A 12843-nucleotide genomic window follows, 5' to 3' on the forward strand; every position below is an offset into this window, starting at 1 on the left:
CCGGGCAGTAGATCCACGCCATGCGTGGATGCTGCCCGCGATCCAATCGATGCGGTCAGCGCCGCCGTTCCAGCCACCACAGCAGCGATGCGCACAACACGAACGCCAGCCACCACGGCCAGCGTGAGCCTGCCACGGGTTGCATCACCGACGCATTCGCCGATGTACTGGAGGCCAACGCCCGCGTGGTCGCATCGATCATCGCCTGTCGATGCAGTGCGGGTGCGTCCTTCGGGTCGAACACATAGCGCCAGACAACGCTGTCGCCATGCTGCAGGCGCTGCCAGCCCGCTTCACGCGGCCACCAGCCGGCGCAGCGCAGCGCCGACGTCGCTCCATCGACAATCAGGGGTACAGCGTCGCCACGCTTGCTGAAGACCTGCAGGGGCGCCTGCGCGCCGCACAGCGACTGCCGTTCTCCGGCCCAGGCAATCACTTGTGGTGACCACAGCGCATCACCGCTGCCCTGCGCGCGTGCCAGCGTGGCAACCACGTCGCTCCACAGTTCGCCGTGGCGGTCATCGCGGCCGGCCAGCACCCAGCGCCAGCTGTCGGTCAGCGGCAGCAGCCCGATGCGTCCGTTGCCGACCGCGCGCCAGCCGCCGACGGCCTTGCCGCCCCGATCGTGCAGCAGCGCGTTGCTGCCCGGCGCCTGCAACGCCAGTGCTTCCAGCGAAGGCAGCGCGGCACTGTGCGAGCTGCGGTCGGCCTCTTCGCCGTAGCCGGTCGGCAACGTGCCGGCGGCAAGCGGGCCACGTCGTGCGGCGAGGATCGCGCTTTCGCCATCGCTGGGAAGTTCAAGGGTGTGGCTGCTGCCATCGCCCTGCACGGGCAGGCCCAGATCGCGGAGGCGCTGGCGCGCACCGGCCGAAGGCGCGCCCGCACTGCGTACCAGCACGCCCAGTCCATCGCGCAGTGCCTGGCGCACGGTGGCCAGCTGGCCCGCACTCAATGCCGCGAGGCTGCGCTCGTCCAGCAGCAGCAGATCACTGCGCGTGAGCGATGCTGCATCAATCGACACCGCGCCATCGCCGATGCTGAGTCCGGCCCCGGTATCCGCCTGCACCTGCACGCGGATGCCGGCATCGGCTGCCCAGCGGCGCAGGTACTTCAGCTCTGGACCCGGCGCGCTGGCGCGCACCAGCAGGCGCAGCGGTGCGGCCGGCAGGGTCTGCTGCGGCACCGGTACGCTGTCCACCACATGGCCGTCGGTATCGAGCAGGCGCAGCTGGAACACGCTGCGGCCTTCGGCGCGGGCGATGCCACTCAGCTGCACGCGGCCGTCGTCGGCAACGTCCGTGCGATCGACTACGCTGTCGGCCGGGTCGAGCAGTTCGGCCTTCGCCTTGGCCGCGCCACGCGCCTGAGCCTGCACATCGAAGCGGGCACCGGGTGCGACATCGGCCGGTGGTTGCAGCGCGATCCAGCCGCGCGGCTCCGGTGCGGCCTGCCAACGTACATCCGGCGGCAGCACCGCGTCGCGGTCACGTGCGGCCAGGCCCGCACCGACCAGCGTCAGCGTGGCGGCCGGATGCTGGCGCAGCGCGGTGGCCAGGTCGGGAACGCGCTGTGCGCCGGACACATCGGCAGCTTCCGGCAACAGCAACAGCGGGCCTTCGCTGGCCGGGAGCGCGCCGGTCTTGCCCGCATCGACGCCAAGCACGACCAGCCCGCCTGCGGGTTGCTGGCGGGTGGGCGGAATCAGGCAGAAGTACAGCAGCGTGGCGACGATGATCTGCAGTGCGATCACGCTCCACCGGCGGCCAGGGTGCGCGGTGCGTCCACGCAGCTGGCGCACGCTGGCGATGACCACCGCCAGAGCGAGTGCCAGCGCAATCCACAGGTTCAGGCTGGAGGCGTTCATGGCTGCCCCTCCAGCGCATCGAGGTAGCGCTGGCCCATCGCATCGGCCGCACTGCGGCGCATCGCCTGTGGCAGTGGACGCTGCAGCGCCCGCCACAGCTGCGCACGCAGGCGCTGGCGACAGTCGCTGCAGTCGGGCTCGATGCGCAGCTGCTCGATGGCCGCAGCCAGATCCAATGCATCGGGCAGGTAGGCCGCATTGCGTTGCTGCCAGGCCGCAAGCGCATTGAGATCCGGTGCGCCGTTGTCATCACTCAGGCGCTGCCAGGATTCAACGATGGCCGGATCGGGCGGGGTGCGCGCCGCCAGCGGCAGTTCGCGACTGGCCAGTCCAGCGCGATCACCGCCGAGGCGACGGCCTTCATCGATCGGTGGCAGCTCCGGCCCGACCCGGGCCAGGTAGATGCGCTCGGCCTGCTGCACCTGCTTGATCAAGCCCAGCGCCTTGTAGGCAAAAGGCAATGCCTGCTCCGGACGGCCCTGGCGCAGCTCGCCTTCGGCCGACCACATCTGGTCCAGCGCGGCCTTCAGCGTGGCACGGGTCTGCGGATCGAGCAGGGTGGCCGCCTCGGCGTGGTCATGGGTGTGGCCGTACTCCGACAGCACATCGGTGGCGCTGCCGAACACCGGTGGCGTATCGGCATTGGCCGGCTTTCCGCCGTGGTCGTGGCCATGCGCGTCGTGCGCGCCTGCATCGGCGCCATGGTCGTGATCGTGCTCGTCGTCATGGTCGTGGTCGTCTGCGGCCGGCGTATCGCTGGTGGGCAGGTCACTGGTCGGCGGTGGCTTCGGCGCACCTTCGCTTTCCTCGCCCAGGAACTGGCCGTAGCGCAGGCGCAGGATGCGCTGGTCGACACCGATCGCATCGCTGCGCTTCACGAAGTCCTCGGCGGCCAGGCTGCGTCGCTGCCGGATCAACGCTTCGGCATCGATGATGATCTGCCGCTGGCTGCGGAAGTACGCAGGCAGGGTCTTCTTGATGCGGCCCTCGAGCTCTGCACCGAGCGCGACTTCGGCGCTGGGCAGGCGCAGGATCACGCTGCTGCTGCGCCCGGTCTGCGGCGTGGGTGCATGATTGTCGCGCACCTCCAGCTGGGCGATCACATCGTTGCCGGGCTGCGCGCCCAGCGCAGCCAGATCAAGGGTGTGGGCGAAACGCCGCGCGGTGGCTTCGCCGCTGCCGGCAAGCATGACGCTGCGCTTCACGAAGGTGATGTTCTCGCCGCTGCCCTGGGTGGTGGTGATCGACAGCGTTGCCTGCGCCGCGACACCGTAATCGTCGCTGGCCTCGAAGCGCAGTGCCCACTGTCGTTGCCCCGGCGTGCCCAGCACCAGGCTGGCCGTGGGCTCCAGTACGCGCACGCTGGGTGCACGGTCGGCCACCACATCCAGCCGATGCAGGCGGGTCTCTGCCAGTGCCGGTTCGCTCACCACGCGGTACAGCACCGGCGTGCGTGCAATGTCCTGTGCCTGCCACTGTCCTTCGTGCTCGCTCAGTGGCAACCGACGACCGTCGTGGAACTGCAGCCATGCCTTGTCCGGTGCGCGGTCGAAGCGCAGCGACCAGGACAGCCGGCTGTCGGCGGCGACCTTGGCGTCCAGCGCATTCTGGGTAAGCGTGGCCTGGCCGGTATAGGCCGGCGCGTCGATGCGCAGGCGGGTGGACTGCAGGCGCAGCGGGCCTGCGGCAGCAGTGCTGCCGGGCGCCGACGTGCGGGTAGGCGCGGAACCGGGGTTCGAACGTGGCCAGCCCAGTGCCAGCACAACAATGGCCAGCCCCGCGATCCAACACAGCGCCAATGCACCATGTGGCCAGCGCGGACGCAGCTCCGGCATCGCGCGTTCCAGCGTGGCCAGCACATGCGCACGCTGGCGCTGCTGCAGCGGATTGAGCGTGGCGGCATCGGCGAACAGCAGATCGGCGCTGTCCTCGCTGGCACCGCTGCCATCAAGGTGGCGTTGCAGCCACTGCCGGTCCAGTTGGCGGGCACGCGCAGTGGCGAAGCCCGCACACGCGAGCAGGCTGATCGTACCGACGACGCAGGCGATATCGAAACCTGCCAGACGCAGGGCCAGCACCGCCGCAGCCAGCGCCCATGGCAGGCCCAGCAGCAGGGTGATGAGCGCACGGCGGCGGCGCGCACGTTGCCAGGCGTGCTGCAAGGTATTCATGCGCCCACCCTGCGGCGGGCGCTGCTGGCCATCCAGCGTTCCAGCGCGAACAGCAGCACGATGGCCAGCAACAGCCAAGGCGTCGGCTCACGCAGCGGTGGTGTTGCAGCAGGCAATGTGGCCCGCTGCGGTGCCTGGTCACGTGCATCGCCCAGGCGCGGGGCCGTGGGCGGCTGCAGCGCCAGCAGCAGGGCACGCGGCAGTCGCGGATCGCGCAGCGCGGGGTTGCTGGCGGCATTCCAGTCGCCCGGCAGCGACAGCAGATAGCCGTGGCCGATGCGTTGCTGCCACAGCAGCGGTGTGCCCTCGGCATCGCGCAGCAGGATGCTGGCACTGGCAGCAGGCTTGCCGGCAGTCATGACACGACCGCCGTCACGCAGCCACGCCTGCCAGGTCGCCGGCAGTGCATCGCTGCGGTTCCACACGCCGATCTCGCCGCGTTCGGGCAGGGCATCTGCCGGCAGCGGAGCGAGCGGTGCCTGCACGCCCCACGCGCGCTGCAGCGCGTTCAACCAGCGCTGGGCAGTCGCGGATGCTTCGCCGTGCACGCGTAACCGGGGCGGAGTTGCTGCAGTCTGCGGCGGGGTGACCGGTATCGGCTGCGTGTGCCACTGCACGTCGCGCGAAAGCTGCAGGCGGGCACCATCCAGGCCGGGCAGGGGGTCGGGAACGTGCACGACCAACGCGGTGCCCGCGGGCAGCTGTGCGTCCAGTTCGCGCAACAGGCTGGGCAGGGAGGCGCTGGCTGCAGGTGGCGCCTGTTCGATGGCGGGGAAGCCAGGTGCCAGCCAGTGCCAGTTGCGGTCCGCAGCGGTACCACGCAGTGCAGCAGCGTCCAGGCCAGGGGCCACCACCGTCCACGCATCGGAGGCGGGAGAGGGGCCGGTCAACGCAGGTCGTGCCAGCAGCAGGGCCAGTGCGGCCAGCAACAGCAGACGCACCAGCAGCAACGGCCAGTCATCGAAGCGGATGCGCTGGCGCGGCCGGATCTGTGCGCGCAGCCAGCGCAGCGCGGCGAAATCCAGCGGCGTGTACGGATGGCGCCGGGCCAGATGGATCAGCAGCGGCAGCAGCCATGCGGCAAGCGCGGCGAGGGCGAGCGGGAACAGCAGGGTCATGCACCGCCCCCCCGGCCGAACAGCGCCTGCAGTGCCTGGTCCAACGGTCGGTCGAGCCAGCCGGTGGCACTGGCGATGCCACTGGACCGCAGGCGCGCATGCAACGCGCTGCGTGCGTGAGCGAAGCGCTGCAGGTAGTCGGCGCGGATCGCCGCGCCGTCGCCCAACAGTTCCTCGCCGGTCTCCGGATCGCGGAAGCGGTGGCCGGCGTCGAACGGGAAGTCGCGCTCGTCGGCGGTGAGGATCTGCAGCAGTGCCACTTCGCGGCGCGTGCTGGCCAGCTGTTCCAGCAGCACGATGCCGGCGTCGTCGAAGCCGTCGCCGATCGCCAGCAGCAGGTCGCCCGGGCGCACGCGTTCCCACAGCGGCCGAAGGCGATCGGCCGCAGGCCAGGCGCCGCGCGCCTGCAGGGCATGCAGTTGCAGATGCACGCGATCACGCTGGCGCGCACCGTTCGCCGCGGGGACCAGCTGCAGGCCATCGCCGTTGATTGCCAGCAGGCCGAAACGGTCACCTTGCTGCAGGGCCAGCTCAACCACGCAGGCGGCCACGCCGCGCATATGGTCCAGGCGCGTGTGCTGTGGTGCCGCGCGATCTGCCTGATTGGCCGAAGCGGTGGCGTCCAGCAGCAGCCAGACCGTGATCGGGCTTTCGCGCTCGGACTCGCGCACGAAGAAGCGATCCGAGCGGGCGTACAGCTTCCAGTCGATCTGGCGCAGTTCGTCCCCGGGCTCGTAGGCACGGTACTGGGCGAATTCGAGGCCGGCACCGCGGCTGCGGCTGGCGTGCTGGCCGATGCCACTGGCGCCGCTGGCCAGGCGCGGCCGCAACCGCAGCAGGCGCAGGCGCGCACGCAGTTCCGGTGGCAAGGTCAGCGGGGTACCGGCGCTCACGCGTGAATCAACCCGGGAACGGCACGGCCTGCAGCAGGGCGGCGACCACGTCGTCGGCACGCTTCTGCTCGGCCTCGGCGGCGAACGACAGCAGCAGGCGATGGCGCATCACCGGCGCGGCCAGTGCCTGCACATCCTCGCGGGTGGCGGCGAACCGGCCCTGCAGCAGCGCACGGGCCTTCGCGGCCAGCACCAGCGACTGCCCGGCACGCGGGCCGGCGCCCCATTTCACCCATTGGTTGATGGCGGCCGGCGCGCCGTCGCCCGGACGGCTGGCGCGTACCAGGCGGGTGATCCAGGCCAGCACATCGGGGCTGACGTGCACCTGGCGCACCGCGGCCTGCAGTGCGATGACCGCTTCGGCATCCATCACCTTCGGCACCGCGTCGGTCGCACCGCCGGTGGTCTGCTCCAGGATCTGCCGCTCTTCGTCCTCGCTGGGGTAATCCACCAGCACGTGCAGCAGGAAGCGGTCCAGCTGCGCTTCCGGCAGCGGGTAAGTGCCCGCCTGCTCGATCGGGTTCTGCGTGGCCAGCACGAAGAACGGCGCCGGCAGTGCATAGGTGGTGCCGGCGTAACTGACCGTGCGCTCCTGCATCGCTTCCAGCAGTGCGGCCTGGGTCTTGGGCGGGGTGCGGTTGAGTTCGTCGGCCAGCAGCAGGTGGGTGAAGATCGGGCCCTGCTGGAAACGGAAATGGCGATGGCCGGTGCCGTGGTCTTCTTCCAGCAGCTCGGTGCCGAGGATGTCGCTGGGCATCAGGTCCGGGGTGAACTGCACGCGCCGGAACTGCAGTTCCAGCGCCTGGCCCAGGGAGCGCACCAGCAGGGTCTTGCCGAGCCCGGGCGCACCTTCCAGCAGGCAATGGCCGCCGGCCAGCAGGCCGATCAGCAGCTGCTCGACCACGGTGTTCTGGCCAACCACCGCGCGTGCGAGCGCAGCGCGCAGATCGTGCAGGCGCGGCAGCAGGGAATCGAGGTCGGGGGAGGTCATGGGCGTGCAGGTCCTATCAATTGTTCAACGCGTACATCACGATGTTGACGCCGAAGCGCGTGTTGTCTTCGGCCAGGAAGCGCTTGTTGCGCCAGTCGTAGTCCCACTCGCAGCCGTAGTCCTTGTTGCTGTAGAGCAGCCCCAGGCGGCCATCGACCTCGATACCCTTCAGGTAGTCGTGCACCAGGTCGTCGCCCCAGCCGTTGAGTTCGAAGCTGGTGGCGGGCGGGCCATCGGGGAAGCGGAAGAAGCTGCGGTACAGCGGGTGGCTGTTGGGCAGCTTCTGTAGTGCCCTGGGACCGAACAGGCGGCCCATCTGCGCCTCGAACGAGGTGGCGAACAGGCCGTCGATATCGTGGTTGCAGTCGTCGACGAAGACGAAGCCGCCATTGCGCACATAGCGCACGAAGTTCTGCCGCTCGGCGGCGTTGAACTCCACCAGCGTGTGCCCGGCCAGGTAGCAGAACGGCGCTTCCAGCATGCGCGGGTCGGCCAGCGCCACCACGTGTTCCTGCGGGTCCACGCGCAGCGAGGTGTAGTCGATCAGCGAGGTGATCAGGTTGGACGGCATGCGCGCGTCCACGTCCCAGTCACCGGAGTCGTACTGCAGGCGAGTGAACCAGAAGTCGTAGCGCGAACTGCGCGGGCCTGCCTGCGCGAAGGCCGGCAGCGCCGCCGCCGAAGCGGCAGCGGCCAACCAGCGCAGGCAGGCCCGGCGATCCATCAGACCGCGTCGGACAGCGAGGTGAAGGTGAAATCGCGCAGCTTCATCGGCGGGATCATCATCACGTAGCTGGATTCATCGCCGGCCACGCGCACCGGCTTGCCCAGCTCTTCGATGTTGTTGAGCATGATCACCGGCGACTCGTTGAAGCGGAAGTTCTTCACCGGGTGCTTGATCTGGCCGTTCTCGATGTAGAAGGTGCCGTCGCGGGTGAGGCCGGTCAGCAGCACGGTCTGCGGGTCGACCATGCGGATGTACCAGGTACGGGTGACCAGGATGCCCTTCTGGGTGCCGCGTACCAGCTCGGCGGTGCTCTTGTCGCCACCGCTCATCAGCAGGTTGCCCGGCGTGGCCTTGGCGGTCTTGCCCTGCTTCTGCGCCCAGAAGCGCGAGTAGTCGAGGTTGGCGATCCTGCCGTTCTCGATGATCGCCATGCGTTCGCGCGGCATGCCTTCGTTGTCCCACGGCAGCACCGGTGCATCCGGATGCCAGGGGTCGGCAATCATGGTCACGCGCGGGTCGTAGACCTGCTCGCCCAGCTTGTTGCCGCCGCCCTTCTTCGATAGGAAGCTGCGGCCTTCATCGGCCGAGCGTGCGCTGAAGAAGTTCATCATGAAGCTGATCAGACCGGCGGCCGCGGCGGGCTCCAGGATGACCGTGTACTTGCCCGGCTCCAGTGCCTTGGCTTCGGCCGATTCGGTGGCCTTGCGCATGGCGATGCGGATGTCCTGGTCGGCCTTGAAGTCCGCCGCATCCTTCAGGTTGCGGCCGACCCAGCCCGAACCGCGGCCATCTTCGGTACGCACGGTGCAGGTGTAATCGAAGTTGGTGGTGCGCTGGTAGGCGAAGTTGCCGTTGCTGTTGGCGGTGGCCTGGAAGCCCTGGCCGTCTTCAAGGAAACCGGCGGCGATCAGGCCGTGGCCACGGCACGGGGCGATCGAATCGGCGGCGACCTTGGCACGGAAGGCCGGATCGATGGCAGCGGTGGATTCGCTGAAGGTCGGGCTGGCGCGGTAGCTCTGCTTGCCGATGGCCGGCATGAACTCCGGGTTCTCCGGGGCCAGCCGGGCCAGGTCTTCGGCACGGCGCACCACGCGTTCCAGCGCGGCGTCGTCGAACTCGTTGATCGAGGCCGTGCCGACGCGCTTGCCGAAGGCGACGGTGACCGCCAGCTCGGTGTTGTCGACGATGCCACTGGTGGAAACGTTGTTCAGGGCGAAACGGATGTTGCCGTTGATCGAACCCGCCAGCACGGCGGTGCATTCGTCGGCCTTGGACAGGGCAATGACCTTGTCGAGGATGGCCTTGGCCTGGGCTTCGGTGAAGATACTCATGGTGTAAGGGCTCCTGACCGATCAGCCGAGGCTGCGTGCGGTGTTGATGACGTTGATGCCGTTGAAGCGCGCGGTGGACGAACCGTGCGAGACCGCCGAGACCTGGCCCGGCTGGCCCTTGCCGTCGAAGAACGAACCGCCCAGGCGGTAGTCACGCTCGTCGGCCACGGCGGTGCAGGCATTCCAGAACTCCGGCGTGCGGATCTGGTAGGCCACGTCTTCCAGCATGCGGGTGATCTGGCCGTTCTTGATCTCGTAGAACAGCTGGCCGCCGAACTGCGCGTTGTAGCGCTGCTGGTCGATCGAGAACGAACCATCACCGATGATGTAGATGCCGTTCTCCACGTCCTTGATCAGGTCGGGCACGCTCAGCGGCTTCTTACCCGGTGCCATCGACACGTTGGCCATGCGCTGGAACTGCACGCTGGACCACGAGTCGGCATAGCAGCAGCCGTCGGATTCGGTCTTGCCGAGGATGTGGGCCTGGTCGCGGATGGTCTGGTAGTCCACCAGCTTGCCGTTGCTGATCAGGTCCCAGCGCTTGCACTTCACGCCTTCATCGTCGTACGCCACCGCGCCGAGGCTGCCCGGCTGGGTCTTGTCGGCGAAGATGTTGACCAGCTCGCTGCCGTACTGGAAATGCTGTTCGCGCTTGTCCAGGGTGGCGAAGCTGGTGCCGGCGTAGTTGGCTTCGTAGCCGAGCACACGGTCCAGTTCCAGCGGGTGGCCGATCGACTCGTGGATGGTCAGCCAGGTGTGCGACGGGTCGAGCACCAGGTCGTACTTGCCCGGCTTCACCGACGGTGCCTTCAGCTTCTCCTGCGCCTGCTTGGCGGCGGCGATGGCGTCTTCCTTCATGTTGTAGGAAGAGCTGTAGTTGACCACGCCATTCGGGCTGACCACCTTGCCGGCAGCTGCGCCGTCCAGATACTCGTAGCCCAGGCCCATCGGCGAGGACAGGCCTTCGCGGGTACGGAACTTGCCGCTGGACTTGTCGATGGCGGTGATCGTCATCGGTGCCCAGATGCGGTGCACGTCCTGGTCGATGTAGGAGCCATCGGTGGAGGCGAAGTACTTCTGCTCGTTGACCAGGAACAGCATCGAGTTGACGAAGCTGGCGCCGGCGCCCATCGCCGCGGCGTTGACGTCCAGCAGCAGGCCGACCTTGTCCTTGATCGGCACCTCCATCGCATTCTTGCGGATCGGCGTGCGCCAGCTCACCTCGCCCACGCCCGGCGCCTTGGCCAGCTGCACCGGTGCGGTCTGCACGCCGGCATTGGCCTTGGCAATCGCAGCAGCCTGCTGCGCGGCCTTGGCTACGTCGGCGGTGCCCAGCGCATTGGTGGCGGCAAAGCCCCAGGCACCGTTGACGATCACGCGGATGCCAACACCGGTGGACTCGGTGTTCACCACGTTCTGCACCTTGTCCTCGCGGGTGATCACGAACTGCCGCAGGTAGCGGCCGATGCGCACGTCGCAGTAGGTGGCGCCGGCCTGGCGGGCGGCGGCCAGCGCCGCATCGGCCAGCCGCTTCTTCAGCCCCAGGTCCAGCGTGCTCTGCAGCTGTTCGGCGGCGATCGCCTTGCCGAAGAAGGAGGGCACGATCAGCCCGCCCGCGGTAAGCCCGGTCAGGGCCAGGAAGTCACGTCTTTGCAAGGCTGCTCTCCATGTCGAAGGATGGGTGGCTCAAGCGCCGAGACTGCGCGCGGTGTTGATGATGTTGATGCCGTTGAAGCGGGTGGTGGACGAACCGTGCGAGACCGCCGAGACCTGGCCGGGCTGGCCCTTGCCGTCGAAGAACGAACCACCCAGGCGGAAGTCACGTTCGTCGCAGATGGCAGTGCACGCGTTCCAGAACTCCGGCGTGCGGATCTGGTAGGCCGCGTCCTCGACCATGCCGGCGATCTTTCCGTCCTTGATCTGGTAATACAGCTGGCCGCCGAACTGCGCGTTGTATCGCTGCTGGTCGATCGAATACGACCCCCGGCCGTGGATGTAGATGCCGTTCTCCACGTCCTTGATCATGTCCTCGACGCTGAGCGGCTGCTTGCCCGGCGCCAGCGAGACATTGGCCATGCGCTGGAACTGCACGCTGGACCAGGAATCGGCGTAGCTGCAGCCATGCGATGCATCGCGGCCGAGGATATGGGCTTCATCGCGGGTGGCCTGGTAGTCGACCAGGATGCCGTCGCGCACCAGGTCCCAGCGCTGGGTCTTCACCCCTTCGTCGTCGTAGCCGACCGCACCGAGGCTGCCGGGCTGGGTCTTGTCGGCGAAGAAGGTGACGATGTCGCTGCCCCAGCGGAAACCGGCATCGCGCTTGTCCAGGGTGGCGAAGCTGGTGCCGGCGTAGTTGGCTTCGTAGCCGAGCACGCGGTCCAGCTCCAGCGGGTGACCAACGTTCTCGTGGGCGGGTGACCAACGTTCTCGTGGATGGTCAGGAACAGGTTGGACGGGTCCAGCACCAGGTCGTACTTGCCGGGCTTCACCGACGGCGCCTTCAGTTTCTCGCGCGCGTGGCGGGCGGCGGCGATGGCGTCCTCGACCGGGTCGTAGGAGTCGCGGTAGGCGGTGATGCCACCGGGCAGATGCACCTTGCCGCGCGCATCGCCATCAAGGAATTCATAGCCCATGCCCATCGGCGAGGACAGGCCGGCGCGGGTGCGGAACTTGCCGCTGGCCTTGTCGATGGCAGTGGCGGTGAATGGCAGCCAGATGCGATGGATGTCCTGGTCGATGAACGAGCCGTCGCTGGAGGCGAAGTACTTCTGTTCGTTGACCAGGAACAGGGTGGAATTGATGTAGTCGGCGCCCGCATTCAGCGCGGCGGCATTGAGCGCCAGCAGCAGCTCGACCTTGTCCTGGATCGGCACCGCCATCGCGTTCCTGCGCACCGGCGTCTGCCAGCGCACCTCACCCACCGACGGCGTCGGCGCCAGCTGCACTGGCCGGGTCTGGATGCCGGCGTTGGCGCGGGCGATGGCCGCCGCCTGCTCGACCGCAGCGCGCACGGCGGCTTCGGTCTGCTGATGGGTTGCAGCGAAGCCCCAGGCGCCGTTGACGATCACCCGCACGCCCACGCCGGACGATTCGCGGTTGGTCACATTGCCGACCTGGTGTTCGCGGGTGATGACCGACTGGTTGAGGTAGCGGCCAATGCGCACATCGCAGTAGCTGGCCTTGGCCGTGCGTGCGGCGGCGAGCGCTACGTCCGCCAGGCGTCTGCGCTGGACGGTATCGACCGGGGCGAGCAGCTGCTCGGCGGCGATGGCACGGGAATGCGGCAGCAGCAGGCCCGCCAGGCCCAGACCGGAAAAAGCCAGGAACTCACGTCGTTGCACAGCGTTTCTCTCTCTCGCTTGCGTGCGGTTGGCAACGGGCCGGACCGATCACGTCAACTTCCCGACTTTCGCCAGCGCGGCGCGTCCGGGCAAGTGACTGCAGTCATGGTTGGGGGTGTTTCGGCAGGGCTGCGCCCTGCACCTGCTCAATGCAACGGCAACGGCCAAAGCCAGAGCCAGAGGGGCATTCCGTGGGTTGGCGGGGCGGTGTCGGATTGCGGGGACGCCGCAAGTACGTCCGTGTAGGCTTGGCAGCCGCATTCATGCGGCTGACACCCCGCAATCCGACACCGCCCCACCTTCGACGGATTCCGGCGGCTGTTGGTAGGTGTCGACCTTGGTCGACACATCTGTCAGACATCGAAATGTATCCGGGGTCAGATCCGTTTTCCTGCGGAAAACGGATC

The 12843-nt window shown here is 68.2% G+C and carries 8 protein-coding genes and 1 pseudogene; all 9 read right to left on the bottom strand.

The features are described from left to right. Positions 1–55: 55 nt before the first annotated feature. The 9 genes and pseudogenes from R1H25_RS16095 to R1H25_RS16135 all read right to left on the bottom strand — a co-directional run bounded on the left by R1H25_RS16095 (position 56) and on the right by R1H25_RS16135 (position 12436). Positions 56–1864 (bottom strand): hypothetical protein, encoded by a 1809-nt coding sequence (locus tag R1H25_RS16095; RefSeq protein ID WP_317224095.1) that lies wholly within the window; start codon positions 1862–1864, stop codon positions 56–58. Continuing rightward, positions 1861–4035 carry a hypothetical protein gene (locus R1H25_RS16100; protein WP_317224096.1) on the bottom strand — a complete coding sequence of 725 codons (2175 nt, stop codon included), beginning with the start codon at positions 4033–4035 and terminating at the stop codon, positions 1861–1863. Before R1H25_RS16100 ends, R1H25_RS16095 begins: the two co-directional genes overlap by 4 nt. Then, positions 4032–5153: a BatA domain-containing protein gene (locus R1H25_RS16105; RefSeq protein WP_317224097.1), complete on the bottom strand. Its 1122-nt coding sequence runs from the start codon at positions 5151–5153 to the stop codon at positions 4032–4034. Before R1H25_RS16105 ends, R1H25_RS16100 begins: the two co-directional genes overlap by 4 nt. Beyond that, positions 5150–6046: a DUF58 domain-containing protein gene (locus R1H25_RS16110; RefSeq protein ID WP_317224098.1), complete on the bottom strand. Its 897-nt coding sequence runs from the start codon at positions 6044–6046 to the stop codon at positions 5150–5152. Before R1H25_RS16110 ends, R1H25_RS16105 begins: the two co-directional genes overlap by 4 nt. Positions 6047–6053: 7 nt before the next feature. After that, positions 6054–7037 carry a MoxR family ATPase gene (locus R1H25_RS16115; RefSeq protein WP_049448317.1) on the bottom strand — a complete coding sequence of 328 codons (984 nt, stop codon included), beginning with the start codon at positions 7035–7037 and terminating at the stop codon, positions 6054–6056. 16 nt (positions 7038–7053) lie between these two features. Continuing rightward, on the bottom strand, positions 7054–7761 hold the full coding sequence (locus R1H25_RS16120; RefSeq protein ID WP_049448319.1) for a DUF4159 domain-containing protein: 708 nt from the start codon (positions 7759–7761) through the stop codon (positions 7054–7056). Further along, a complete protein-coding gene (locus R1H25_RS16125) occupies positions 7761–9095 on the bottom strand; it encodes a TldD/PmbA family protein (protein WP_049448321.1) in 1335 nt (444 codons plus the stop codon). The genes R1H25_RS16120 and R1H25_RS16125 overlap by 1 nt, the downstream gene beginning before the upstream one ends. 21 nt (positions 9096–9116) lie before the next feature. Continuing rightward, entirely contained in the window at positions 9117–10751 is a 1635-nt protein-coding gene (locus R1H25_RS16130) for a TldD/PmbA family protein (protein ID WP_032128710.1), read from the bottom strand. 30 nt (positions 10752–10781) lie between these two features. Continuing rightward, positions 10782–12436 (bottom strand): annotated as a pseudogene (locus R1H25_RS16135) (TldD/PmbA family protein). Positions 12437–12843: the final 407 nt, after the last annotated feature.

Source organism: Stenotrophomonas veracruzanensis, assembly GCF_032911525.1.
Lineage (GTDB): Bacteria > Pseudomonadota > Gammaproteobacteria > Xanthomonadales > Xanthomonadaceae > Stenotrophomonas > Stenotrophomonas africana.